Source organism: Lentzea waywayandensis, assembly GCF_900115955.1.
GTDB lineage: Bacteria > Actinomycetota > Actinomycetes > Mycobacteriales > Pseudonocardiaceae > Lentzea > Lentzea waywayandensis.
In genome coordinates this window covers 932,833-958,308 of record NZ_FOYL01000003.1, presented here as the reverse complement: position 1 = coordinate 958,308, position 25,476 = coordinate 932,833, and the positions used below count along the sequence as shown (strand labels likewise).

Annotated in this window: 24 protein-coding genes; 11 read left to right on the top strand and 13 right to left on the bottom strand. The window is 68.3% G+C overall.

The genetic code is table 11. The features are described from left to right. Positions 1–879 (top strand): factor-independent urate hydroxylase, encoded by an 879-nt coding sequence (gene pucL / locus BM417_RS15230; RefSeq protein ID WP_093593317.1) that lies wholly within the window; start codon positions 1–3, stop codon positions 877–879. Here the strand turns inward: pucL and BM417_RS15225 are convergent. The 4 genes from BM417_RS15225 to aceB all read right to left on the bottom strand — a co-directional run bounded on the left by BM417_RS15225 (position 806) and on the right by aceB (position 5,313). Then, a complete protein-coding gene (locus tag BM417_RS15225) occupies positions 806–2,086 on the bottom strand; it encodes an FAD-dependent oxidoreductase (protein WP_093593314.1) in 1,281 nt (426 codons plus the stop codon). The two genes, pucL and BM417_RS15225, sit on opposite strands and share 74 nt — an antisense overlap. A 30-nt stretch (positions 2,087–2,116) precedes the next feature. Continuing rightward, positions 2,117–2,584 carry an Imm1 family immunity protein gene (locus BM417_RS15220; RefSeq protein WP_093593311.1) on the bottom strand — a complete coding sequence of 156 codons (468 nt, stop codon included), beginning with the start codon at positions 2,582–2,584 and terminating at the stop codon, positions 2,117–2,119. A gap of 75 nt (positions 2,585–2,659) precedes the next feature. Beyond that, the gene (locus BM417_RS15215) at positions 2,660–3,829 is read right to left on the bottom strand and encodes a DUF6986 family protein (protein ID WP_093593308.1); all 1,170 of its coding nucleotides are present in this window, start codon (positions 3,827–3,829) and stop codon (positions 2,660–2,662) included. Then, complete coding sequence (gene aceB, locus BM417_RS15210) at positions 3,829–5,313, bottom strand: malate synthase A (protein WP_245821927.1); 1,485 nt, start codon at positions 5,311–5,313, stop codon at positions 3,829–3,831. The genes BM417_RS15215 and aceB overlap by 1 nt, the downstream gene beginning before the upstream one ends. A 76-nt stretch (positions 5,314–5,389) precedes the next feature. Here aceB and BM417_RS15205 point away from each other — a divergent pair, with 76 nt between their 5' ends. Beyond that, positions 5,390–6,136, top strand: coding sequence for an IclR family transcriptional regulator (locus tag BM417_RS15205; RefSeq protein WP_093593302.1), 747 nt, complete (start codon positions 5,390–5,392; stop codon positions 6,134–6,136). 380 nt (positions 6,137–6,516) lie between these two features. Here BM417_RS15205 and ftsY read toward each other — a convergent pair whose 3' ends face one another. After that, positions 6,517–7,803: a signal recognition particle-docking protein FtsY gene (ftsY, locus tag BM417_RS15200; RefSeq protein ID WP_093593299.1), complete on the bottom strand. Its 1,287-nt coding sequence runs from the start codon at positions 7,801–7,803 to the stop codon at positions 6,517–6,519. A 120-nt stretch (positions 7,804–7,923) separates the two neighbouring features. Between ftsY and BM417_RS15195 the strand changes: the two genes are divergently transcribed. Both BM417_RS15195 and BM417_RS15190 read left to right on the top strand, forming a co-directional pair. Beyond that, entirely contained in the window at positions 7,924–9,054 is a 1,131-nt protein-coding gene (locus BM417_RS15195) for an anhydro-N-acetylmuramic acid kinase (protein ID WP_093593296.1), read from the top strand. Further along, complete coding sequence (locus BM417_RS15190) at positions 9,042–10,601, top strand: sodium:solute symporter (RefSeq protein WP_093593293.1); 1,560 nt, start codon at positions 9,042–9,044, stop codon at positions 10,599–10,601. The genes BM417_RS15195 and BM417_RS15190 overlap by 13 nt, the downstream gene beginning before the upstream one ends. Here BM417_RS15190 and BM417_RS15185 read toward each other — a convergent pair. Beyond that, on the bottom strand, positions 10,551–11,474 hold the full coding sequence (locus tag BM417_RS15185) for a GNAT family N-acetyltransferase (protein WP_093593291.1): 924 nt from the start codon (positions 11,472–11,474) through the stop codon (positions 10,551–10,553). The two genes, BM417_RS15190 and BM417_RS15185, sit on opposite strands and share 51 nt — an antisense overlap. Positions 11,475–11,564: 90 nt before the next feature. Here BM417_RS15185 and BM417_RS15180 point away from each other — a divergent pair, with 90 nt between their 5' ends. The 3 genes from BM417_RS15180 (at position 11,565) to BM417_RS15170 (ending at position 13,218) form a co-directional block, all read left to right on the top strand. Then, positions 11,565–12,014 (top strand): tetratricopeptide repeat protein, encoded by a 450-nt coding sequence (locus tag BM417_RS15180; protein WP_143138657.1) that lies wholly within the window; start codon positions 11,565–11,567, stop codon positions 12,012–12,014. A gap of 128 nt (positions 12,015–12,142) precedes the next feature. Continuing rightward, positions 12,143–12,481, top strand: a complete 339-nt coding sequence (locus BM417_RS15175) for a hypothetical protein (RefSeq protein WP_093593286.1) — start codon at positions 12,143–12,145, stop codon at positions 12,479–12,481. A gap of 23 nt (positions 12,482–12,504) precedes the next feature. After that, positions 12,505–13,218: a lysophospholipid acyltransferase family protein gene (locus BM417_RS15170; RefSeq protein ID WP_093593283.1), complete on the top strand. Its 714-nt coding sequence runs from the start codon at positions 12,505–12,507 to the stop codon at positions 13,216–13,218. Positions 13,219–13,370: 152 nt separating this feature from the next. Here the strand turns inward: BM417_RS15170 and smc are convergent, their stop codons facing one another. From smc to BM417_RS15150, 4 genes are read right to left on the bottom strand one after another with little or no spacing between them, the layout of a single operon-like run. Further along, a complete protein-coding gene (smc, locus tag BM417_RS15165) occupies positions 13,371–17,042 on the bottom strand; it encodes a chromosome segregation protein SMC (protein ID WP_093593281.1) in 3,672 nt (1,223 codons plus the stop codon). 60 nt (positions 17,043–17,102) lie between these two features. Then, positions 17,103–17,738, bottom strand: coding sequence for an anti-sigma factor family protein (locus BM417_RS15160; RefSeq protein ID WP_093593278.1), 636 nt, complete (start codon positions 17,736–17,738; stop codon positions 17,103–17,105). Next, positions 17,735–18,241, bottom strand: a complete 507-nt coding sequence (locus BM417_RS15155) for a sigma-70 family RNA polymerase sigma factor (protein WP_093593275.1) — start codon at positions 18,239–18,241, stop codon at positions 17,735–17,737. The genes BM417_RS15160 and BM417_RS15155 overlap by 4 nt, the downstream gene beginning before the upstream one ends. Before the next feature lie 33 nt (positions 18,242–18,274). Further along, a complete protein-coding gene (locus BM417_RS15150; RefSeq protein ID WP_093593272.1) occupies positions 18,275–18,547 on the bottom strand; it encodes an acylphosphatase in 273 nt (90 codons plus the stop codon). Positions 18,548–18,628: 81 nt separating this feature from the next. Here BM417_RS15150 and BM417_RS47780 point away from each other — a divergent pair, with 81 nt between their 5' ends. The 3 genes from BM417_RS47780 (at position 18,629) to BM417_RS15135 (ending at position 20,482) form a co-directional block, all read left to right on the top strand. Beyond that, positions 18,629–19,360, top strand: coding sequence for a CAP domain-containing protein (locus BM417_RS47780; RefSeq protein WP_245821926.1), 732 nt, complete (start codon positions 18,629–18,631; stop codon positions 19,358–19,360). Between the two features lie 22 nt (positions 19,361–19,382). Beyond that, positions 19,383–19,856: a hypothetical protein gene (locus BM417_RS47775; RefSeq protein WP_177320442.1), complete on the top strand. Its 474-nt coding sequence runs from the start codon at positions 19,383–19,385 to the stop codon at positions 19,854–19,856. A gap of 128 nt (positions 19,857–19,984) precedes the next feature. Beyond that, positions 19,985–20,482, top strand: a complete 498-nt coding sequence (locus tag BM417_RS15135) for a hypothetical protein (protein WP_143138654.1) — start codon at positions 19,985–19,987, stop codon at positions 20,480–20,482. Here BM417_RS15135 and BM417_RS15130 read toward each other — a convergent pair. Genes BM417_RS15130 through BM417_RS15120 form a run of 3 tightly spaced genes read right to left on the bottom strand, consistent with a single transcriptional unit; the run spans position 20,479 to position 24,673 of the window. Further along, positions 20,479–21,498, bottom strand: coding sequence for a barstar family protein (locus BM417_RS15130; protein WP_093593266.1), 1,020 nt, complete (start codon positions 21,496–21,498; stop codon positions 20,479–20,481). The two genes, BM417_RS15135 and BM417_RS15130, sit on opposite strands and share 4 nt — an antisense overlap. A gap of 8 nt (positions 21,499–21,506) precedes the next feature. After that, the gene (locus BM417_RS15125) at positions 21,507–22,187 is read right to left on the bottom strand and encodes a response regulator (protein WP_093593263.1); all 681 of its coding nucleotides are present in this window, start codon (positions 22,185–22,187) and stop codon (positions 21,507–21,509) included. Beyond that, positions 22,184–24,673: a sensor histidine kinase gene (locus BM417_RS15120; RefSeq protein WP_093593260.1), complete on the bottom strand. Its 2,490-nt coding sequence runs from the start codon at positions 24,671–24,673 to the stop codon at positions 22,184–22,186. The genes BM417_RS15125 and BM417_RS15120 overlap by 4 nt, the downstream gene beginning before the upstream one ends. Positions 24,674–25,003: 330 nt before the next feature. Here BM417_RS15120 and BM417_RS15115 point away from each other — a divergent pair, with 330 nt between their 5' ends. Then, positions 25,004–25,444: a MarR family winged helix-turn-helix transcriptional regulator gene (locus BM417_RS15115; RefSeq protein ID WP_093593257.1), complete on the top strand. Its 441-nt coding sequence runs from the start codon at positions 25,004–25,006 to the stop codon at positions 25,442–25,444. The last annotated feature ends 32 nt before the right edge of the window (positions 25,445–25,476 follow it).

The following is a 25,476-nucleotide window of genomic DNA, read 5'->3' as shown; positions in this document are numbered from 1 at the left end:
ATGGCCATCGTCCTGGGCCCCAACCAGTACGGAAAGGCGGAGAACCGCCTCGTCACGGTGTCGCGCAACGGTTCCGTGCACACCATCAAAGACCTGACCGTCAGCACCTCGCTGCGCGGAGACCTCTCCGACACGCACCTGACCGGCGACAACGCGAAGGTGCTCGCGACCGACACGCAGAAGAACACCGTCTACGCCTTCGCGAAGGAGGCCCCTGTCGGTGAGATCGAGGACTTCGCACTGCGCCTGGGCCGCCACTTCGTGGGCACGCAGGAGGCCATCTCCGGCGCGCGGATCCTGATCGACGAGCACGCGTGGGAGCGCATCGACGGCCACGACCACGCGTTCTCGCAGGGGTCGAACGAGAAGCGCACGACCGCCGTGACGATCGAGGGCTCTTCCGCCTGGGTCGTGTCGGGCGTACGCGACCTCGTGGTGCTGAAGTCGACGGGTTCGGAGTTCCACGGCTACCCGAAGGACCCGTACACGACGCTGAAGGAGACGAACGACCGCATCCTCGCGACGTCCGTGACGGCCCGCTGGCGTTACGCCGGCACGGACGTCGACTGGGCGAAGTCGTACGCGGAGATCCGGTCCGTGATGCTGAAGACGTTCGCGGACAAGCACTCCCTGTCGTTGCAGCAGACGCTGTACGCGATGGGCGAGGCCGTCTTGAACGCACGTCCGGAGGTCGCCGAGGTGCGGCTCTCCATGCCGAACAAGCACCACTTCCTGGTGGACCTGAGCGCGTTCGGCCTGGAGAACGACAACGAGGTCTTCTACGCCGCGGACCGCCCGTACGGGCTCATCGAGGGTTCGATCCTGCGGGACGACGCTCCGGACGCGGGCCAGGCCTGGAGTACTTTGCCAGCCTTCTGAACACCACCGGGTTGAGCAGGGTCGCAGGCGTTGCGACCATGTGCACGACCCGGACGAAGCGGCGGAACAGGTCGGGGTCGTGCACGATCCCGGCCTGCCACTTCTTCAGGTACCAGCCGAGCAGTCCGCCGCGCCGGGTCTCCACCCAGCTGCGGTCGGCGTTGCTGGACATCGCCCACGGCCCCTTCGAGGCTTTTGCGATCTTCCGCTGGAACGCCCGGCAGCCCCGGGCGCTGAAGTCCTTGTGCCGCCGGAACAACAGCGCCTCCATCGCCGCCACGGTGATCCCTTGCCCGTACACGGGGTTGAACGCGCACACCGCGTCTCCCACCGCCACCAGCCCGCCAGGCCAGTTAGCCACATCCTCGAAAGCGTTGCGGCGACTGGCCGTGCGCGCGAACAGGTAGACGGGCGTGAGCGGTTCGGCGCCGGCGAGCATCTCGGAAATCGGTACCCGCAACGAGTCCAGGAACTCCTGGTAGCCGTCCAGATCGCGCGGCGGGTGATCACCGACGGCGCCCTGTGCGGTGACCATGATCCGGTCGCCCTCGACGCGCATCGCCGCGACACCGCGCGGAAGGTCCGGCGCGGACAGACTTTCCGCGTACACCACGGGAAAGTCCTTCGGCGCGGTGTAGATCCGGGTCGCGTACCCGGTGCCGGAGTCGACCACCTCGGGCGCCGGCGTGGTGATCCCGGCTTCGGCGAGCCAGGCCGCCAGCTTCGACGATCTGCCGGACGCATCCACGACCAGGTCCGCGTCGACCCTGCCGTCACGGGTGAGCACGCCGTCGACGGCACCGCCGCGCAACGACAGCCCGGTGACGTGCACGCCGTCCACGATCTCGGCGGTAACGCGCCGCCTGATGCAGGTCTCCAGCAGCGGACGGCTCAACGACAGCAGCGGCATGCCCATGTGCGTCGTGGCGAGCCAGCCGAGACGGTTGAGAATCTGCATGTCCCCGGCGTCGGCGAGCACCGCCCCCTCCGCCACGAGCTCGTCGCGCAGCCCGGGAAACAGCTCTTCCAGGAGTTCGCCGCCGCGCACCAGCAGTCCGTGCGTGTGCCTGCCCTGCGGCACGCCCGCGCGGTGCTCCGGCTCGTCCGTCAGCTTGTCGCGTTCCAGGACAACGACATCGTGGGACTCGCTCAGCACGCGAGCCGCCAGCAACCCGGCGATTCCCCCACCCATCACCACGGCCTTCATGCGGCCATTCAACCAGCGATCAGCTGAGAGTCAGCGGTTCTCGGTCGTGCGCAAGGACATCTGCTGGTCTCGCCACGAGTGGAACAGGTCCGCCTCGGAGTACCAGCCGACGCCGGTCGGCCGTTCGCCGGAGATCATGAACTCGATCAGCAACTGCCGGAACAGGCCGAGCGGAACGCCGACGCCGGGTGGGAAGTCCGTGTACTTCTCGTTGACGTACGGCGCTTCCTCCGACCCCTTCGGCCAGCCCATGAAGCTGTTGTCCACGTAGTACATGTAGCCCCACGCTCCGCGCACGGCGAGCACGACGTTGTGGTCCGGGTCGCCCTCGGCGGTGAGGTTGCGGCCGAAGTGGTCGAGCGATCCGTCGTTGCACTCGGGCCGCCCCAGCAGCCTGATCAACGTGTCCACATCCGCCTCGCACGCGACGACCTGGTACTTGTGCTCGGCAGCGTCGAGGTCGGGTAGCCCGGTCCACAGGCCCGCTCGCATGCTCATGCGAGCCACCCTGCACCCATTGCCCGCACTATTCGACACCCATTGACAGAACCACACGAACGGGTGATGACCCGATCAGCTCGAACGGGTGGCGAGCCCCCGCAGTGCTGACTCGTCGAGACCCGTCGCGACCTGCACTTCCACCGGATCGAGCGCACCACAGTCCACCGCTCGGAGGAAGAACGATGACAACGCCTGGGCGGTGGCGGGCTCGTCCAGAACGCCGCCTGAGACGTTCTGCACGTACGCCTTCAGGCGTGCCGCGTCCGCCTCCAGACCTTCGCGGTAGAAGCCGTAAACAGCCGCATATCGTGTCACCAGTTGTGCCGGGTGCAGGTCCCAACCCTGGTAGAAACCGTGCTCCAGCGAACGTCGCGTCAGCCGGTAGTGGGTGTCCCAGCCGTGCTTCTTCTGGTCGCCGACGGGGAGCACGTTGGTGGAGCCGTCAGACAGCCGGACACCCGTGCCAGCAGCGGAAACCTGCATCACGTGCCGGGCGAAGTCGCACGCGCCGTGGGCCAGGTGCTGCTGCGCCGCGGACAGTCCGCAGCCCGCCGTGTAGTCGTAGGTGCCGAAGTGCAGACCTGTCACCCGGCCGCGGCCGGCCTCGATGAACCGCGGGATGGCGAGCCGGCCGGTGCTGTCCACAATGGACTGCGTGGTCTCGACCTGGATCTCGAACCTCAGGTCCTTGCCGAAGAGGTCGAGCACCTCCCCGAACACCTCGACCTGGTCGACTGATGTCACCTTGGGAAAAGTGATGACGAAACCTGGCGGAATCTCCCCCAGTGCTGTCAGGAAGATGTCCAGCGTGCGCAGTCCGCGCTCGCGCAACTCGGCCGTGTCGAACGACTTGATCCGCAGCCCGAACGACGGCGGCGCGGTGCCCTCGGCGAGCCAGCGCGACACGAGGTTCGCCGTGCTCTCGGCGTCCATGTCCTCGACGTCGTCCTCGGGAGCGCCGTAGCCGTCCTCGAAGTCGATCCGCAGGTCCTCGATCGGCTCTCTGCGGAGCTTGTCCTCGACGCGCTTCAGCACGCCCTCGGGCAGTTCCGGGAGAAGCTCCGGTTCGATCGACTCCAGCGCCTCGCGGCCCCAGTCGGCGATCGTGGACCCGATGATGCGACCGGCGGGCACGTAGCACGTGTGCACGGGCTGACGGCCCGTCGGCCAGTCGCGTTCCACAGTGGACAGCCGCGCGGTCACCCGCGCGACGTCCTCCGGGGACAGCGATGTCTCGTACATCAGATGCGCTCGTACGCCGGCAGCGTCAGGAAGTCCACGAAGTCCTCGGACAACGCGACCTGCTCGAACAGCTCGACGGCCGCCGCGACGTGCGGTCCCTCCAGCTCGTTCCCGACTCGTGCCAGCACTTCCCGCACGGCGTCGGCGGTGACCTGCGTGCCGTCGTCGAGCACGACCTTGTTGTTGATCCACTGCCAGATCTGGGACCTGCTGATCTCCGCGGTGGCCGCGTCCTCCATCAGGTTGTGGATCGCCGCCGCGCCGTTGCCACCGAGCCAGGACGCGATGTAGCGCACGCCGACGTCGACAGCGGCCTCCAGCCCGGCCCGCGTCGCCGCGCCACCCGCCGACTTGAAGTCGAGCAGCTGCTCGGCCGTGACGCTGACCTCCGGACGCTGCTTGTCGATCTGGTTCGGCCGGTCACCCAGCACTCCGTCGAAGATCTCCCGGCAAATCGGCACGAGATCAGGATGCGCAACCCACGACCCGTCGAAACCATCGTTCGCCTCGCGCGTCTTGTCCTCGCGGACCTTGCGCAACGCGTTCTCGGTGACCTCAGGATCACGCCGGTTCGGGATGAACGCGGCCATGCCACCCATGGCGAACGCCCCGCGCTTGTGGCACGTCTTCACCAGAAGCTCGGTGTACGCGCGCATGAACGGCGCCGTCATCGTCACGCTGTTGCGGTCCGGCAGCACGTAGTCCGCACCCGCGTCACGGAAGTACTTGATGACACTGAAGAGGTAGTCCCACCGACCGGCGTTGAGCCCCGACGCGTGGTCGCGCAGTTCGTAGAGGATCTCGTCCATCTGGAACGCGGCCGGAATCGTCTCGATGAGCACCGTGGCGCGAATCGTGCCGTGCGGAACGTTGAGCAACTGCTGCGCCGTCGTGAAGACGTCGTTCCACAGCCGCGCTTCGAGGTGCGACTCCATCTTCGGCAGGTAGTAGTACGGCTTGCCGAGTTCGGCGTTGTGGAAGAAGTGCAGTCCGAAGTCGACCAACGCGCCAACGGCGTTCTTGCCGCCGAACTGGAGGTTGCGCTCGTCGAGGTGCCACCCGCGCGGCCGCACGACGATCGCCGGGTACGGCCCACCCTTGAGCCGGTACTCCTTGCCCTCGGGCGAGGTGAACTCGATCGTCTCGCGCGCCGCCTCGTACAGGTTCACCTGCCCCTGCACGACGTTGTCCCAGTGCGGCGTGTTCGCGTCCTCGAGGTCCGCGAGCCACACCTTCGCACCGGAGTTCAGCGCGTTGATCGTCATCTTGCGCTCGGTGGGCCCGGTGATCTCGACGCGCCGATCGCGGAGTGCCTCCGGCGCCTCGGCCACCTGCCACTCACCGTCACGCACGTGCTGCGTCTCGGGCAAAAAGCCGAGGGGCCGGCGCTCCTTGCGAAGGGCGAGCAACTCGTCCCTGCGGGCGGCGTGCGCCTCATGCAGCTTCGCGACGAACTCAAGAGCCTCTTCGGTCAGGACCTGCACCTGGATCCACCTCTCTCGGTTTTGCTGTGTGGACTATAGTTTTTGCATTGCGGAACTGCAATGAGAGGAGCCGCACGTGTCCACTGGTGGCGTGCAGTCCTTGCAAAGAGCCTTCGACCTGCTGGAACGCCTGGCAGACGCAGGCGGTGAAGCCTCACTTTCCGAGCTCGCGGCATCGTCCGGCCTGCCGCTGCCCACGATCCACCGCCTGATCCGCACCCTTGTCACGCTGGGCTATGTGCGCCAGAACAGCAACCGGCGCTACACACTCGGCTCCCGCCTGATCCGCCTAGGCGAGACCGCCTCACGCCAGTACGGCACCTGGGCGCGCCCGCTGCTGTCCCAACTGGTCGACTCGGTGGAGGAAACGGCAAACCTGGCCGTCCTGGACGGCGACGAGGTCGTCTACGTGGCGCAGGTGCCGTCGAAGCACTCGATGCGCATGTTCACAGAGGTGGGCCGCCGCCTGCTGCCACACGGCACCGGCGTAGGCAAGGCGATGCTCTCGCAACTCCCACGCTCCGACGTGCGCGCACTGCTGGAACGCACAGGCCTGCCCGCGTACACGTCGAACACGATCACAGACGCCACTGAACTACTCGACTCGCTGGACGAGATCGCGGCGCGCGGGTTCGCTCTGGACGAGTCCGAACAGGAACTAGGGGTGCGCTGCATCGCGGTGCCGGTGATCGGCGGCCCAACGCTGGCCGCCGTGTCGGTGTCAGGCCCAGAGGGACGACTCACGAAGGAAGCCGTCGCCCGGATCCTGCCGGAGGTGCTGGCAGTCGCGAAGCGACTGGCAGACCAGGCCGCAACCGCATAACGCAACGCCCACTCACCCGCGAAGCCGAAGGCGAGCCGTCCTTACCAAGCGGTCAGGGCGGTGGGGTCCCGTCACGAGTCGCGCCATAGCTCTTGCTGCATGCAAGAAGGGTTGTCAAACGGACGCGCTTTTCGTCCGTTTGACAACCCTTCTTGCATGTGGCCCGCTCTTGGTGCGGCTCGTGACGGGACCCCACCGCCAACGCACCCCTCTAAGCAACCGGCGGCCGCCCACAGCAACAGGCGTGCCATCAACCCGCCCGTGGCGCGGACCCCCGATCAGATTGCCGGGGGTCTGGGGGCAGAGCCCCCAGAGGGAAGCACGCAACCGCAACCCGGCCGCCCGCAAGGCGACTACCCACAAGGTAGCCGCCAACAAAATCAGCCCAACAAAGCATCCACAAACGCCCCAGGCTCAAACGGCGCCAGATGATCGGCCCCTTCCCCAAGCCCAACCAACTTCACCGGAACCCCAAGCTCCCGCTGCACCTGAAAAACAATCCCACCCTTGGCCGTGCCATCCAGCTTGGTAAGCACGATCCCGGTGATGTCGACCTGCTCCGCGAAAACCCGAGCCTGCGTCAACCCGTTCTGCCCGGTAGTCGCATCCAGAACCAGCAGAACCTCATCCACCACAGCCTGCTTCTCGACAACGCGCTTGACCTTGCCAAGCTCGTCCATCAGCCCGACCTTGGTGTGCAACCGCCCAGCGGTGTCGATCAGCACCGTGTCGACCCCGGCATCAACGCCGCGCTTGACCGACTCGAAGGCCACAGAAGCAGGGTCCCCACCCTCAGGCCCGCGCACGGTCTCCGCGCCAACCCGCTTGCCCCAGGTCTCCAACTGATCGGCCGCAGCAGCACGGAACGTGTCAGCGGCCCCCAGCAAAACGGTCCGCCCGTCAGCGACCAGAACCCGCGCCAGCTTGCCGGTCGTGGTCGTCTTGCCGACGCCGTTGACCCCGACGACAAGCAGCACAGCGGGCTTGCCGGCGTGCGGCAACGCCTTCAGGGAGCGGTCCATCTTCGGCCCGAGAGCGTCGATCAGGACCCCACGCAGCAAAGTCTGTGCCTCAGCCTCGGTCCGAACCCCGGACCCGGCGAGCTTCGAGCGGAGAGTGTCGACGATCTCGGTGGTCGTGGCCGCGCCCAGGTCCGCGATCAGCAGCGTGTCCTCGACGTCCTGCCACGAGTCCTCGTCCAGGTCTCCGGCACCCAGAAGCCCGAGCAGCGAGGTGCCGAACGCGTTGCGCGACTTCGAGAGCTTGCCGCGCAGCCGCTCCAGGCGGCCGGAGGTGGGCTCGATCTCCTCAACCTCGGACGCCTCGACGGGCAGGTCGACCTCGACGAAGCCGCGCTTCACCGAGTCGCGCGGCACGGAGGCGTCGTCGCCGACGCCCGGCTGGCCGTCGACCTCGGTGCGGTCGGCCACCGGGTGCTCTACGGGGACAACCTCGGCGACGGCGACCGCCTCGGCCTCAGTGGCGTCAGGGGCGGCCGGGGTCAGCGAGATCCCGGACGACGCCTGGTATCCGCCAGGCCTCGGCGCCTCCTCCTTCTGGGTCAGGCTGATGCGACGGCGACGCGTCAGCACCACACCGGTCACCAGCGCGGCGATCAGCACGACCGCCACGACGACGAGGATCAGGACAAGGGAGGACGTCGGCACGAGCTCATGGTTTCACAGACCCTCATGTGACCTGTCAACCATGTATTGCTCATTTAGGCGAAGATTTCACCAAGGCCCTTGCATCCCGCCACGCTGTGGAATAGACCACACGTCGTGAGGGTGATCGGACTGATTTCCGGCACGTCGATGGACGGCATCGACGTCGCCGTCGCCGACCTGTCGATCAACGGTGACGTGGTCGAGCTCGTGCCGGTGCAGTGCGCCGAGCACCCCTTCCCGAAGGACCTGCTGGAGAAACCGCGCGACCTCGCTGAAGTGTGCGCCTTCGACACGTCGCTCGGGCAGGCTTTCGGGGAAGTCGCCGCCGGGTACCTGCCGGCGGACCTGATCTCCTCGCTCGGGCAGACCGTGCACCACGAGGTGCAGGACGGCGACTGCCTCGGCACCCTCCAGCTCGGCCAGCCCGCCTGGATCGCCGAACGGACCGGCGTCCCCGTCATCGCCGACCTCAGGGTCCGCGACGTCGCCGCGGGAGGCCAAGGGGCGCCACTGGCCAGCACCCTCGACGCGCTGTGGCTCGCCGGCATGGCGCAGGACGCGCCCGCGATCGCGCTGAACATCGGTGGCATCGCGAACATCACCGTCGTCAGACCCGGCAGCCAGCCGATCGCCTATGACACGGGCCCCGGCAACGCGCTGATGGACGCCGTCATGGAGGTCCTCTCCCGCGGCGAACGGCGCCAGGACACCAACGGCGAGTTCGCCGGCAGAGGCACCGTTCGCGAAGACGTCCTGAAGAAGCTCCTCGCCGACCCGTACTACGCGAAGCCGTGGCCCAAGTCGACGGGCAAGGAGCACTTCAACGCCGAGTACCTCCACGGCTTTCCCACGGTCCAGGCCGAGGACATGCTCCGCACGCTCGCCGAGCTCACCGCCCGCACCATCGCGGACGCGTGCCGCGCGCACGACGCGAGCGTGGTCGTCGCGTCCGGCGGCGGAATGCGCAACCCGGTGCTCGTCGAGGCGCTCACCAAGGCGCTCGACCCCATCCCGTTGAAGATCAGCGACTCGCTGGGCCTGCCGCGTGACGGCAAGGAGGCCTACCTCGCCGCGCTGCTCGGATTCCTGACGTGGCACGGGATCGCGGGCAACACGCCGTCCGCGACCGGCGCGTCCGGGCCGCGGCTGCTCGGCAGCATCACGCCCGGCAACGGGCCGCTCAGGATGCCAGAGCCCGTCACCACCGCAGTGACCAAGCTGAATGTGGGGGACCCGAAGTGCGCGGACTAGACCTCGCGATCATCGCCCTGTTCCTCGTCGGGATGCCGTTGCTCGGCATGTGGATCGGCGGCAGGCAGAAGTCGTCCACCGACTACTTCGTCAGCGAGAAGCGCATCTCGTGGTGGGTCGTCTGCCTGTCGGTCGTGTCCGCGGAAACCTCGACGCTCACGGTGCTGAGCGTGCCGGTGATCGCGTACATGGCGACGCCCGCACAAGGCGGCATGACGTACCTGACGCTCGCGCTCGGCTACATCGTCGGCCGGATCATCGTCAGCTTCGTGCTGCTGCCGCGCTACATCGCCGGTGACCTCGTCACGGCGTATGCCTTCCTGGGCAAGCGATACGGCAACGGCATGCGCGCCACGGCGTCCGTGACGTTCCTCTTCACGCGCCTGCTCGCGGACGGCATCCGGCTCTTCGCCACGGCGATCCCGATCAAGCTCGTGCTCGCCCAGTACGGCATCGACGCGAGCTACTGGGCGATCATCCTGGCGCTCGGCATCGCGATGGTGTTCTACAGCTTCTTCGGCGGCGTGCGCGCGGTCGTGTGGGTCGATGCCATCCAGATGCTCTGGTACGTGCTCGGTGGCGTCGTGGTGATCTGGTGGCTCTCGGGTCAGCTGTCGGACGGCTGGTTCTCGAAGGCTGTCGACGTCGACAAGTTCCAGATCTTCGACTTCACCTCGTCACCGCTCACGGGCGCGTACCCGTTCATCGCGGCGTTCTTCGGCGGCGCGCTGCTGTCGATGGCCTCGCACGGTGCGGACCAGCTGATCGTGCAGCGCCTCATGTCCACGAAGGACGTGAAGTCCGCGCAGAAGGCGTTGATCGCCTCCGGTTTCGTGGTGTTCCTCCAGTTCGCGTTCTTCTTGTTCATCGGCGTGATGCTGTGGGCGTTCTACAACGGCGTGGACCCGGTGAAGGACCTCAAGCTCGGCAACAAGGACGAGCTCTTCGGCTACTTCATCGTCAACTCGCTGCCGTCGGGCCTGTCCGGCTTCGTGATCGCCGGCATCCTCGCGGCCGCGTTGTCGTCGTCGCTGGGCGCCTTGGCCTCCAGCACGGTCACCGACGTCTACGAACGCATCCGCAAGACTCCGATGACCGACGACGAGCGCCTGCGCCACGGACGGATCTGGACCCTCGTGTGGGCGGGTCTGCTGATCGTCTGCGCGGGCCTGTTCGCCTCCTCGAACAAGACCACGGCGGATCCGATCGTGGTGCAGGCGCTCGGCATCGCCGGCTACACCTACGGCGCGCTGCTCGGGGCCTTCCTCCTCGGCCTCATCTTCAAGCGCGTCACGCAGGTGGACGCGATCATCGCGTTCGTGTCGACGGTGCTGGTCGTCGGTTTCGTGATTCTCGGTGTCAAGTTCGCCGGCAGCACGCCGACGATCAACTTCGGCAAGGCGACTGCTGGCCTGAAGTCCTTGACCGGCTGGTGGAACACGCCCCTGGGGGTGGCGGTCACCTTGCTCGTGGGTGGGTTGTTGTCATTGAGGCGTTCACGCGGTGTGGCGGTACGCGACGAGCTCGATGTGAAGGCGGAATCCTAGTCGGGCGAACATGTTCTGCGACGACTCGTTGCCCGCGTGGATCGACGCGGCGGCCTGCGGCCTGGCACCGTGGTCCGCCGCGAGTTTCCACAGCAGTTCGGTGACGAGCGCAGCGCCCACGCCCTGACCGCGAACATCGGGTTCGACGGCCACGAAATCGACGTAGTACTCCTCGGGCTGGGCTTTGCCCGCGGCGTACCCGAGCACGCGCCGGCCGTCCATGGCGACGACGATCGTGCGCTTCTGCGGATCGGATTCGACGAGTTGCTTCCCGGACAGGTAGGTCCGCGGGAAACATCGCTCGTGCAGGACCGCGACGGCCTCGTGCACGAACCGATCGGTCGGGAGGACGCGCATCTCACGTTCGCTGGGACATTTGGCGTCCCTGAGCAGCAACGTGCGCAGGTCCCCGTTGTCGAGTATGTGGATGGCACTCGCCTTGCCCGCGCTGAAGGCGTGCCTCTCGGCGAACGCCGCCAGCCGCTTGTGGGCTGTGTGCCCGTAGAGCTCGAGATCGGAGATGCCGGTGAGGAGCTCGGTGGCGCGCCGGAACATCGCGTCGGCGGTCTGGTCCCAGATGCGGCTGCCCGCTGGGTGGTTGACCGGTACGTCGACGAACGGTCCGTGCAGCCACGCACGGCCGAGCTCGGCGTCGATCTCCACGCTGAGCATGCCCGTGATGTTGTCGTCGGCATCGACGGCCACCACCGTGCAGTCCGCCCAGCTGGGCTCGAACTCGCCGAGCTCCGCGCGGAGCTCTTCGACTGTCTCACCGAGGTACCCGATGTGATGCGCGTTGTCGGCCTGGAGCCGGACCAGCAGCGCCATCGTGGCGCCGAGGTCGCCAGGTTCGGCGAAACGGATGTCGTACATAGAAGGAATGGTTGCTCGCACGGCCGTTCGAAGCGAGGGAGTTTTCCGCGGTCTCAGGTCACGATCGTGCGGCTCTGTAAAATGGCGTGGATGTCGTCCGTTCGAGACCTCGAAGAGCTGGCTGCCAGGAACGCGTCGGCGCAGGCCAAAGCCCACGCCGGCGACTTCAGGGGAGCGGCCGCCGAGTTCAGGTCGCTCGTGAAGGACCACGTGGCCGCGGTGGGCGCGGACGATCCCCAGACCCTCGGCGTTCGCCTGAACCTGGCGAGGGTGCTCGGCACGGCGAAGCAGGTCGGCAAGGCCATCGAGGTCTGCGTGCCCCTGCTGCGCGACCAGGCCCGCGTCCTCGGTCCCGAGCACGACGACGTCCTGGAGACCACACAGCTGCTGGCGAACCTGCGCTACCAGGCCGGTGACGCCGAGGGCGCGGTCGAGGATCTGGAGCGGTTGCTGGCCGCTCTGTCCCGCGTGCTCATGCCCACCCACGACCGGATCGCCAAGGTGAAGCGCGACATCGCGTACTTGAAGCGCTCCACATGACGTAGGAGACAACACTCACACCGGCGCACTCCGCGGCGCTGGTATGCCGTAGCACGAACACCGACGTCACGGGCACAACACCCAGATTCGGGCTTGCAGGGCAGGTGAGGGTGGGGGACTCTTCTACGGTGAGTGAGGAAACGATCCAACTCGATCTCAACGAATCCGGGGTGGCCGTCGACCTGCCCTTGCCGGCGAACATCCGGGACGGTGTCCAGGGAGTTCCCTACCGGCCGGTCGAATTCCGAGACGATGATCTTCCGTCAGCTCTGGAACGCGCTGCCGCCTGGTTGCGGCAGACCCAGGACTGGCTGGGCGAACCCGTGGACGTGATCGCAGTCCATCTCGACTACGACGACACCCACGGCAACCCGTACTACGACCTCAAGCTGCTGTGCAACGACGAGGATCTGGCGGGCGTGCCAAAGATCATGCGAGAACACGAAGGGGCTGCTACCGGCCAGTAGCTTTTCCGGCTACCGTTCGGAAGATGTCGGATCGCGTATATCCCCCGGTGATCGCCGCAGCGAAGCTCATGTTCAAGGTGCTCGACGTGCGGCTCACCGTGGAGGGGGCGCACCACGTCCCCCGCACAGGTGGAGCGGTGCTGGCGTCGAACCACGTCAGCTACCTCGACTTCATCTTCGCGGGCTACGGGGCGCGTCCCTCGGGGCGCCTCACGCGGTTCATGGCGAAGCACGAGATCTTCGCCAACAAGATCGCAGGCCCGCTCATGCGCGGCATGCACCACATCCCCGTCGACCGGAGCGCGGGCCAGGCCTCCTACCAGCAGGCCCTGTCCGCGCTCCGCACCGGCGAGGTCGTCGGGATCTTCCCCGAGGCCACGATCAGCCGTTCGTTCACGGTCAAGGACATCAAGTCCGGCGCGAACCGCCTGGCCCACGAGGCCGGCGTGCCGATCGTCCCCGTCGCGCTGTGGGGCACCCAGCGACTGTGGACCAAGGGCCGTCCCAAGGACCTGACCCAGCGGCACGTGCCGGTCACCATCCTCATCGGCGAGCCGTTCGAGCCCTCCCCCGGTGACTCCGGCGACGACGTGCTGCGCAAGCGGATGCAGGACCTGCTGGACACCGCGCAGGCCTCCTACCCGACCGAGCCGGGTGCCTGGTGGGCGCCGGCGCACCTCGGCGGCACCGCACCCACGCCGGAAGAGGCAGCCGCATTGGACGCGCGCGGCGCCTGACCTGGCGATACAAGGTTTCCACAAGCACCGTCCGGCAGAGTGGCCCGTGCGCACCTGAAGCGATGAGGTCGATCTGGGGGATCTCACCCCTTCGGGTGCCAGGCCGCGGTCGGGGCCGGTTCAAGCCCCCCAGGCACCAGCCCCGACCGCCCTCAGGCCTCTGCTTCCGCCGGTTCAGGCGAAGGTTCCGCGGTCTCAGCGGTCTCAGCGGTCTCCACGGGCGCGGCAGCGGGTTTCGTCGCCGCACGCGCGGGCTCGTCGCTGGAGTTGCGCAGCCGCTGCGAGATCACCTGCGAGATGCCGTCACCACGCATCGAGACGCCGTACAGGGCGTCCGCGATCTCCATGGTCGGCTTCTGGTGCGTGATGATCAGCAGCTGCGACCGTTCCCGCAGCTGCTCGAACAGGCCGATCAGCCGGTGCAGGTTCGTGTCGTCCAGCGCGGCCTCGACCTCGTCCATCACGTAGAACGGTGAGGGGCGGGCGCGGAAGATCGCGACCAGCATCGCGACCGCGGCCAGCGACTTCTCGCCACCGGAGAGCAGCGACAGGCGCTTGACCTTCTTGCCGGGCGGGCGGGCCTCCAGCTCGATGCCGGTGGTCAGCATGTCGTCGGGCTCGGTCAGCACCAGCCGCCCGTCGCCGCCCGGGAACAGGACCTTGAAGACGATCTCGAACTCGCGCGCCACGTCCTCGTAGGCCAGCGTGAAGACCTCGAGGATCTTGTCGTCGACCTCCTTCACAACGGTGAGCAGGTCGCGGCGGGTGTCCTTGATGTCCTCCAGCTGCGTGGAGAGGAACTTGTAGCGCTCCTCCAGCGCCGCGAACTCCTCCAGCGCCAGCGGGTTCACCTTGCCCAGCAACGACATGTCGCGTTCGGCGCGCTTGGCTCGGCGGGTCTGGGTGTCGCGGTCGAACGGCATCGGCTGCGGCTCGGAGACCTGCTCGCCGCGTTCCTTGGCGGCCTGGTACTCGGCCATCTCGGCGGCCGACGCGGGCACCATGACCTCGGGGCCGTACTCGTTGATCAGGTCGTCCAGGCCGATGCCGAAGTCCTCGGCGATCTTGGTTTCCAGCTGTTCGATGCGCATGCGCTGCTCGGCGCGCAGGACCTCGTCGCGGTGCACGGCGTCGACGAGCTTCTCCAGCTCACCGGACATCTCCCGTGCCACGTTGCGCACCTGGGTCAGCAGGAGTTCGTGCTGCGAACGGCGTTCCTGGGCCTGGTCGCGCTCACGGGCCGCACGGGACAGCGAGATCTCGATGCGTTCCAGCGCCTGCTCACCGCCGCGAGCGACGGCCTTCGCCACCACGGCACCACGGGCGCGGTGCTGGGTCGCGCGCGCATGGCGTTCGCGTGCCTCACGCTCGGCGCGCGCGGCACGACGCAGGCCCTCTGCTTTGCCCTGCAACGCCCGTGCGCGCTCTTCCGCGGTGCGCTGCACCAGACGTGCGTCCATCTCGCCCTGGCGGGCCTGAGCGAGCTCCGCGGCCAGTTCGTCGCGCTGCTCGGTGTCCGGCTCGTCGTCGAGGGTCTGCTCCTCCTCGGCCATCAGCAGCCGCTCTTCGAGCTCGCCCAGCTTCATCAGGGCTTCCTCGCGCGACCGCTCGACCTTGGCGCGCTGCTCGGAGATGCGGCTGACCTCGGCCTCCGCCGACCGCACGGCCGTGGCCATCCGGTTCAGCCGCTCGCCGGAGCGGGCCTGGCGGACCTTGGCCTCCTGCATGGCCTCCTTGACCGCGTCGAGCACCTTGCGGCGGGCCTGCTGTTCGGCGCGGGCACCTTCGAGCGCGGCCGAAGCGTGCTCCAGCGCCCGTTCGGCGGTCGCGAGCTGCTCCTGCGCCTCGTCGACGGCGGCCTGCACCTCGATGACGCTCTGGCCCTGGGCACCCGAGCCGCCGACGGCCCAGTCCGTGCCGAAGAGGTCGCCCTCCCGGGTCACCGCTCGGCCGTGGAACCCGGCCGCGGTGTCCAGATCTCCCACCACGGCAAGGCGATCGAGCGCACGGGCCAACGCCGGGCGCAGCGCCTCGGGCGCGTGCACGACGTCGATCGCCCACCTCGCGCCGTGCGGCAGGTAGCCCCACTGCGACGTGTCCACAGTGGACCCGTACGAGCCGATCAGCACGCCCGCGCGGCCGGCGTCCTTCTCCTTCAACAGCTTCAGCGCCTGCAACGCGCCGTCGCCCGACGACACCGCGACGGCGTCGGCGATCGGGCCGAGCGCGGCGGCCAGCGCCACCTCGAAACCGGGCTCGACGGTCAGCAGCGCGGCGACGGAACCCAGCAGGCCCGGCACGTCCGACGCGAGCAGCGCGCCCGCGCCGTCCTTGCGCGTCAGGCCCAGCGAGAGTGCGTCGACGCGGGCTCGCCACGACGCGATGTCGCGTTCCGCCGTGCGTTCGGCCTTGACCAGTTCCTCGACGCGCTGCCTGGCCGCGTCGTTGGACTGCACGGCCTGGTGGTGGCGTTCGTCGAGGCCGTGGTCGTCCTCGTCCTCGGTGCCGGTGATCTCGCGTGCCTCGGCCAGTTCCATCGACGCGAACTCGACGCGTTCGGAGGCCTCGGACAGCGTGACGGACAGTCGTTCGATCTCCTCGGCGGTCGCGCTCGTCTTGCTGCGCAACGCCTCCACCTGACCGGACAGGCGGGCGAGGCCCTCGCGGCGGTCGGCGATCGCGCGGACGGCGGCGATGTGCGCCTTCTCCGCCTGCGAGACCATGCGCTCCAGTTCGGCGCGCGTCTCCACGGCCTCCGCCAGCGCGATGCGGGCCTCCGTCACGCCTTCCTGGAGCTCCAGCTCCATCTCGGCGGTCTCCTCGGCCTCGCGGTCGAGGTCGTCGGGATCGCGGCCCCTGCTGGGCGCGTCCACGACGTCGGACAGGTGACGGGCTCGTTCGGCGGCGAGGCGCACGGTGCCGCGGAGGCGTTCCTCCAAAGCGGACAGCCGGTACCAGGTGTCCTGCGCGGCCTGCAGCTTCGGCGAGTCGGCGGCGACCCGCTCCTCCAGCTCGTTCTGCTGGTACTGCGCGGCCTGCAACGACTTCTCGACCTCGGCGCGGCGCACGCGGGCCTTCGCCTCGTCGTGCTCCTCCTGCGCGATGGTCTCGCGCTGCGTCACCAGGTCGTCGGCGAGCAGGCGGAGTTTGCTGTCCCGCAGCTCGGACTGGACGACCTGCGCGCGCCGGGCGATCTCGGCCTGCTTGCCGAGAGGCTTGAGCTGGCGGCGCAGTTCCGCGGTGAGGTCGGTGAGGCGCGTCAGGTTCGCCTGCATCGCCTCCAGCTTGCGCAGCGCCTTTTCCTTGCGCTTGCGGTGCTTGAGGACGCCGGCGGCCTCTTCGATGAACGCGCGCCGTTCCTCCGGTTTGGACTCGAGGATCGCGGCGAGCTGGCCCTGACCGACGATCACGTGCATCTCGCGGCCGATGCCGGAGTCCGACAGCAGTTCCTGGATGTCCATCAGGCGGCACGAGTTGCCGTTGATCTCGTACTCGGTGGCGCCCTCGCGGAACATGCGGCGGGTGATCGACACCTCGGTGTACTCGATCGGCAGCATGCCGTCGGCGTTGTCGATCGTCAGCGTCACCTCGGCGCGACCGAGCGGCGCGCGGCCGGACGTGCCGGCGAAGATGACGTCCTCCATCTTGCCGCCGCGCAGGTCCTTGGCGCCCTGCGTGCCCATCACCCAGCGCAGCGCGTCGAGCACGTTGGACTTGCCGGACCCGTTGGGGCCGACCACACAGGTGATGCCGGGCTCGAAGCGCAGCGTGGTAGCCGAGGCGAAGGACTTGAAGCCCTTCAGCGTCAGGCTCTTGAGATGCACGCCGGGCAGAGTACCCAAACGCTTGCGGATGATGCGGGACGCGGGCCTTGACCTGCGCGTCTATGGACGGAGAGTAACCAACAGCCCGCTTTCGTCGGACACCTCCAAACGTTCGATCTGGTCGACCCTGAACGACGTCGAACCGGGAATCCGCTCGTCAGCCCCGTGATCGGAGCCCCACCAGCCGCCGACCTCCCGCTGACCCCGCCGGTCGAACACGATGACCTTGCAGCGCGCACCCGGCTTGACCTCGCCGAGCTTGAACCACATCTCGGTGCCCCAGGTCTTCGAGACCATCGACACCTCGCCGTCCACCCCGCTGGCCGCGTCCTTGGCGGCCCAGGTCGGCGTGGGCGGCTGGCTCGACGAGGGCGGCGCCGACGAGGGCTGCGACTGCGTCGGCCACAGGAAGAAACTGCCTCCGGCCAGCGCCAGCAGCACCAGGACGGCCGCGCACGCGATCAGCACGCGTCGCTGGTCGTGCTTCGGCCCGGGCGGGCAGGCGGGGATCTCGTCGAGGTTCTCGACGTCCTCCAGGGTCAGGCGGCCGAGCAGGCCCGGCAACGGGGCCAGCCGCAGCATCTCGGCCTGGCAGCAGTCGCAGGTGCCGAGATGACGTTCGAACACGGCTCGTTCCTTCAGATCGAGCGAGCCGAAGAGGTAGGCGCCGACGTCGACGGTGTGCTGGCAGCTCACGCCTCGGTCACCCCTCTTTCCTCCAGCGCGTCGCGCAGCGCCCGCAGTGCGTAGAAGCAGCGCGACTTGACGGTGCCCGGCGGGATGCCGAGCGTCTTGGCGGCCTCCGCGACGGTGCGGCGGCGGTAGTAGAGCTCGATGACGACCGTCCGGTGCTCAGGCGTGAGCGCCCGCAGCGCCGACGCGATCTGCCACGTCTGGAGCACGTGTTCGACCTGGTCGCTGACCGGTGGCAGGTCCACCGGTTCGAGCGGCACCTCGGTCGCGCGTGCGTTGCGGCGGCGGTAGCCGGAGATCACCAGGTTCTTCGCGACCGTGTAGAGCCACGGCGCCGCGTCGTCCGGCTTCAACTCCTCGTGGTGCCGCCACGCGCGGAGCAGGGTCTCCTGCACGACGTCCTCTGCCTGCTGATAGTCGCCGTCGACCAGCCGCAGCACGTAGTGCAGCAGCGGGCCTCTCCAGCGGTCGTACAGCTGGATGAGGACGTCTTCTGAGGAGTCCACGATCCCCTACTACGCCATCTCGTTCGGAAAGGTTCAGCGCTCGATGAACCCGGTCAGGTCACCTCTGGCGTCCGACCACTGCTCACCGACAGATTCGACGTGTCCGGGGGTTTCACCCGAACGGAGAGCATTCAGCAGTTGTTCACAGTTCTCCCGCGAACCCTCGGCAACGACCTCGACCCGGCCGTCCGGCCTGTTCGAAGCACTCCCGACCAGGCCGAGTTCTAGCGCCCTGGCTCGCGTCCACCAGCGGAAACCAACACCCTGAACCCGTCCTCGTACCCACGCGTTTAGTCGCACGTCCACCTCCGAATGGTGGCGTAGTCACGCCAGGTGACCGAAGACGCACTCTGGGGTTGTCACCCATTAGTGGTACGGTCCCGGCTCGTGAGTGCCCGCAGCCTCTTACTCGGCCTGCTGATCGGTGCAACCGGAATCGGCGGCCTCGCCCTCTCCGGTACCTCCCCTCTCGGCATCGGTTTCACCAATGCCGCACAGCAGGAGACCACCGACGCAGCGAACCAGTTCGGAACGGGCAACGCCGCCGCACCCAACGGCAACAGACCGCCGTCCGACGGCGGCAACGCCGAGACCGGCGACCCCACGGCCCAGTCGTCCTCGTCGGTGCCCGCCACCTCGACGACGGCCGAGACGCCTTCCTCCACACCTTCGACGCCGGCGTCCCCGTCCACCACGACGCCACCCCCCGAGGCGCCGAAGCCGCCCGCCCAGACGCAGCCCCCCACCGGCCAGACGCCGGAGCAGGCGGTGCTCGCGCTCACGAACGACGCCCGTGCCGCAGCGGGTTGCAAGGCCCTCGTGATCGACGACCGCATCACGACCGCCGCGCAGGCCCACAGCACGGACATGGCGACCAAGAAGTACTTCTCGCACACGTCGCAGGACGGCAGGACGTTCGACGTCCGCATGCGCGAGGCCGGCTACCCGAAGCCGGGCGGCGAGAACATCGCGATGGGCTACCCGACCGCCGCGGCGGTCGTGGACGGCTGGATGAAGTCCACCGGCCACCGCGAGAACATCGAGAACTGCAGCTTCACCACGATGGGCGTGGGGCTTGACACCCGCGGCAACTACTGGACCCAGAACTTCGGCCGCTGACCGTTCGAGCAGGGGAAACTTCGTGTACGAGAGCCCGGAACCGGACTCGCGCTCGCGCTTCTTCCGAGGAGCGCCGCAGGTCGTCCTAGCCGCCTCAGGCGTCGTGCTGGCGACCGTCTTCGCCGCCGTCGCCTCCTTCGCCGCCGGCTCGGACTCCGCATCCGAGTCACCGGCGACCCAGCCGCCGCGCAAGGAGGCCGTGCGCGACGCCCTGAGCATCGTGCCGACCTCCGCACCGACCTCGAGCGTCACGCAGACGTCGTCGGCCGCGGAGACCACCACCGCCACCTCGGCGACCACGACGACGAAGAAGCAGACGCGCGTCACGACCATCACGCGCCCCGACGGCACCACCACGACGGTCACGACCGACGACCCGCCGCCGGTGATCACCTCGTCGTCCACGACGACCACGAACAACAACACGACGACCACGACTTCCTCGTCGACCACCACCACTACGACGAGCACGACGACAACGACGCCACCGGCCTAGGGTTACGCCCGTCACCGCCACGTGACGCAGAGCTACACGAAGGTGTGGCTCTGCTGAGGCGTTGGTTCGTTTCCGCCGATAACTCGAACGCAAGTCCATCCGACCGGGTTTCCCCCGAGGAGCGAGTGGTGTTCGAGGAAGATCATCCGCAGTCACCGACCGAGCCTGCCCAGCCCAAGAAGCGCATGGGCACGGCAGTGATGCTGGCTGCGGGCGGAGTGGTCGTGGCGACCCTGTTCGCCACCGTGGCCTCCATGCTGGCCGCATCCGGCCGTGAAGCGACCCCGGAACGCACGGCGGCAGACGTCGTGCAGACCATCACGAGCGTCGCGCCGGACGGCAGCACCAGCACCGTCGTGGTCACGGTGTCCTCCGGCGCCCCGAAGCCGGCGTCCGCACCGGACCGCAAGCAGGCCGCCCGCCCGCAGGACCAGCCGAAGCCGGGCACGCCGGACCAGCCGCAGCTGACGACCGACCCGGCGAAGCCGACACAGCCGACGCAGAGCACGCCGCCGCCGTCTCAGACCGAGCCGCCGTCGTCGACCTCCTCGTCCTCGGCGTCGCCGACCACCGCGCCGCCGTCGTCCTCGTCGTCGAGCACGCCCCCGCCGGACCCGAAGCCCTAGTCCGGCACGGTCCTGAGCGTGGCGAACGCCAGCCGGCGGACGCGCTTGGTGCGGCCCTCGTCCACCAGCGCTCGCAGCACCGCCGGAGCGGGCAGTTCGGCGAGTCGCAGCTGCAACCAGTCGGACCACGCCCACACGTCGATCTCTTCGCGGGTGAGGTCCACAGCCCGGCGCAGCACTCCGATCTCACGGCTCCTGCTTCGCACGTGCTCGTCGTCGGCCACCTCGAACCACGCCGAGTGGTCGTCGGTCAGCGGAAGCACCGCCAGCACGACCGACTTCGCCAGCACGCCGTCCGGTTCGTGCCGCACCGCCGCGCGCAGCAGGTCCAGCCGGCCGAAGGACGTCTCGTAGAGCTCCCACCTGCCGTGCTCGGACGCCAGATCGGCGACGCGGCCGGTGGCCAGCACCAACTCGGCGAGCGCCAGGCCGAACGGGGTCGGCCGCGCGTCGGCCAGCCCCGCGATCCGCAGCCAGGTCCTGACCTCGACGGCGGCGGCCGGTTCGAGGTGGGAGAGATCGATCGGCCGGTCGCGCGCGGAGACCAGCACGTCGCAGACGACCTCACCGAACCAGGCGGAGGCCATCCGCGAGGCGCTGGTCGGGTCGACCTGGTCACGCCGAAGGTCGTGCACGACGCCGTCCACGACCACCGAGCACATGGAGCTCGTGGCCGTCAGCACAACCCCGGTGGCATAGGTGTCGAGCGCAACGATCTCGTACGGCTCGAGATCGTTGCGCTCGATGAACACCGCCGCCGCAATCCCGTCGAGGACGGCGAGGGCGTGCCGGTAGTCCTGCGGCGCGGCCAGCCGGAACGCGCGCGAGCCCGGCCAGACGACGACCGTCCCGGAGGCGTGCGCCTGGTCCCACAGATCATCGGCGAGCGCTTCCCAGCTCGGGTGCGCGCCGATCTCCGCGGACAGGTCGATCACGTGCATCCCGGCGGCGGCCGCGTCCGCTTCCACCCTGCCGAGTTGTCCGGGCGGCACCTCGACCAGTCCGTGCTCGAACAAAGCTCCCCCTAGGGCTCGAACCGGTACCCCATGCCGGGCTCGGTCAGCAGGTGCCGCGGCCGCGCGGGCTCCGGCTCCAGCTTGCGCCGCAACTGGGCCAGGTACACCCGCAGGTAGTGCGTCTCCTTCTCGTACGCGGGCCCCCACACGTCCCGCAGCAGCTGTTTCTGCGCGACGAGCTTTCCCGCGTTGCGTGCGAGCACCTCCAGCAGGCCCCACTCGGTGGGCGTGAGGTGGACCTCGGTCCCGTCCTTGAGCACGCGCTTCGCCGCCAGGTCGACGGTGAACGAGGCCGTCTTCACGATCGGCTCGTCCTCGGGTCCGGGTGCGGCCGAGCGGCGGACGGCGGCACGCAGGCGAGCGAGGAGTTCATCCATGCCGAATGGTTTTGTCACGTAGTCGTCGGCGCCGGCGTCCAGGGCGTCGACCTTGTCGGTCGAGTCGGTGCGGGCGGACAGCACGATGATCGGCAGGCTGGTCCAGCCGCGCAGGCCCGCGATGACGTCGGTGCCGTCCATGTCGGGCAGGCCGAGGTCGAGGACCACCACGTCTGGTTTGCCGTCCGCCGCCAGGCGGAGGGCCGTGGCGCCGTCGGGTGCCGTGAGCACCTCGTAGCCGCGGGCCGAGAGGTTGATCCGCAGGGCGCGCACGATCTGCGGCTCGTCGTCGACCACCAGTACTTTTGTCACGCGACCCTCTCATCTGCGGGGAGTGAGATCACCACGGTGAGTCCGCCACCGGGTGTGTCCTCCATGGTGATCGTGCCTCCCATCGCCTCCGTGAAGCCCTTCGCCACGCTCAGACCGAGACCAACGCCACCCGGCGTGCGGTCGCCCAAGCGCTGGAAAGGGGCGAAGACCTGGTCCGCTGTGCCCCTGGGCAGGCCGCGGCCGTGGTCCACGACGCGTAGCTCCACCTCGGAGCCGTGTGCGGACGCGCGCAACGCCACCGCGCCGGCGTAACGCACGGCGTTGCCCACGACGTTCGCGATCACTCGTTCGAGCAGGCCGACGTCGGCGCGGACGGGCGGTAGCGACTCCGGGACGTCGACCTCGACGTCCCCGGGCTGGCCGACCAGGGCTCGCGCGACGGCCTCGTAGTAGTCGACGGCGCGGAACTGCGGTTCCACGGCGCCCGTGGCCAGACGGGAGGAATCGAGGAGGTTGTCGACGAGGCCGGTGAGCCGGTCCGCCGACTCCTCGACGGCCTCCAGCAGCTCGGCCGTGTCGGAGTCCGAGAGCCGCAGCTCCGGGTCGCGCAACGAGCCCACGGAGGCCTTGATCGACGTCAGTGGCGTGCGGAGGTCGTGGCCGACGGCCGAGAGCAACGCGGTGCGCAGCTCGGTGCGGGAGGCCTGGCGCTGGGCTTCGAGGGTCTGCTCGGCCATGCGTTGCTGCCTCAGCGCGAGCAACGCCTGGCCCGCGGCCGCTTCGAGGACTCGGCGGTCGGACGCCGGCAGCGAACGGCCGCGCAGCGCCAGGTGCACTTCCGGGGTCACGGCGATGTCGACGTCCGCGTCGTCGGGCTCGTCACACGGACCGACGCCGACGCACGCGACGCGGTCCCAGGAGCCGTCGACTTGTTCCAACAGCGCGACGGACGTCAGTCCGAAGTTCTCCTTCACCTTCTCCAGCAGCCGTGCGAGCGGATACGGGTTCGTCAGCACGGTGCGCGCGTACGACGCGAGGAGCGTGGCCTCGGTGCGAGCGCGCGCTGCCTGCGTCGCACGGCGAGCGGCGTGGTCCACCACCAACGCCGTGGAGACGCCCACGATGATCATCGCGAAGAAGGTGAGCACGTTCTGCTGGGCGTCGATGGTGAACGTGTAGAAGGGCTCGGTGAAGAAGAAGTTCAGCAGCAACGCGTTGGTCAGCGCGGCGGCGATCGCGGGGCCGAGCCCGCCGACGATCGCCACGACCAGCGTGACCAGCAGGTAGCCGATGACGTTGGTGGAGAAGTTCAGGCCGCTGCGCAGCGATGTGCCGGCCGCCGTGACCAGCGCGGGACCGGCCACCGCGAGGAACCAGCCCCACGCGAGGCGGCTCGGCTTCAACGGACTGCCCGCGAACCTGGCTCTCCAGCCGTTGGTCGTCGCCGGGTGCGTGACCATGTGGACGTCGATCGCGCCGGACTCCTGCACGACCGTGGAGCCGATACCCGCCGAGAACATGCGCGCGAACCGCGAACGGCGCGAGGTGCCGACCACGAGCTGAGTGGCGTTGACGCCCCGTGAGAACTCCAGCAGCGCCGTGGGCACGTCATCGCCGACCACGGTGTGGAACGTGGCACCGACGTCCTCGGCGAGCTTGCGGTACTTCTGCAGCGAGTGCGGATCGGCGCCTGCGAGGCCGTCGCCGCGAAGCACGTGCACGACGAGAAGGTCGCCACCCGCGCGCGTGGCGATGCGACGCGCGCGACGGATGAGCGTCTCGCTTTCCCCGCCACCGGTGATCGCGACGACGACGCGTTCGCGCGTCTCCCACGTGTCGGTGATCTGCCGCTCGGTCCGGTAGCGCATCAACGCGACGTCGACCTGGTCGGCGACCCACAGCAACGCCAGTTCGCGCAACGCCGTGAGGTTGCCGACGCGGAAGTAGTTGCCGAGCGCGGCGTCGATCTTGTTCGCCGCGTAGACGTCGCCGTGCGCGAGCCGGCGGCGCAGCGCTTCCGGCGTGAGGTCGACGAGCTGCATCTGGTCGGCTTTGCGGACGACCTCGTCCGGCACCGTTTCCTGCTGCGGCACGCCGGTTATGCGCTGAACGACGTCGTTGAGAGATTCCAGGTGCTGAATGTTGACTGTCGACAGCACGTCGATCCCGGCTTCGAGGAGTTCCTCGACGTCTTGCCACCTCTTTGCATTACGAGATCCCGGCGCGTTCGTGTGGGCCAGTTCGTCGACGACGGCAAGCTGCGGCGCACGTGCCAGCACGGCGTCGACGTCCATCTCGGTGAGTTCGACGCCGCGGTGCGCGGAGTGCCTGCGCGCGACGATTTCCAGGCCTTCGACCAGTTCGGCGGTCTTCGCACGGCCGTGGGTCTCCACAAATCCGATGACCACATCTGTGCCGCGTTCCCGCCTGCGGTGCGCCTCACCGAGCATGGCGAACGTCTTGCCGACACCGGGAGCGGCGCCGAGATGGATGCGAAGCTCGCCACGTCGGGGTTTCGGACTCACCGGCCCAGTCTGCTCCTGTCCGGACGTGGACCGTTCGGTGGTACGCGCTGCGCCACACGGCTAAACACGTGCGCCTTCCCACAGTTCTGACAGGAGATCTGTCTCGTTGAATCATGCTTCAGCACGGCGCCCGTTCGAGTGAGCTTCGCTGCGCTTTTTACGCCGTTTACCAGCACATTTAAGTGTGCCGGACGCGCGCCGTGACACCCCGCGTCACCACAACGGCCGAATGGGTTATCGGCAGTTGGCGGATAGCGCGCGGAGCGTGAATGAGGGAAAGTGCCAGGGTTCGTGTCCGAATTCGGACAATCACATGCGCGCGGAGAAACGATGCCCACCACCGTCACCAACCACGAGGCACTTCAACTCGTGGTGGCCGTGCACCGGCTGGTGCGAAGTCTTCGGCAGGCCGCTCCGGCCCGCCGTTTGCAACCCACCCAGTTATTGGTGCTGTCAGAACTGAGCGCCCACGGCCCGATGCGGATCGGCGAGATCGCGGTGCGCGCCCTGTGTTCGCAGCCGACCGCCACAACCGTCGTGACCAGCCTGGAGTCCACCGGCCTGGTCCGTCGCGAGCCCGACGCGGCCGACGGCAGAGCAACGATAGTCGTGCTCACCGAAGTCGGCCGCGAGACGATCCTGTCGCTCGCTCACGGCGAAGCCGAACTATTGAGTGAAAGAATGTCCGAACTTTCGCCGGAAGACAGAGAACACCTGCGCTCGGCGATGCCGATTTTGCGGCACCTGGCCGAACCACAGCAGAACAAGTAGGAGCGGGACCCCCGACGGGCCCCGCTCCTGCG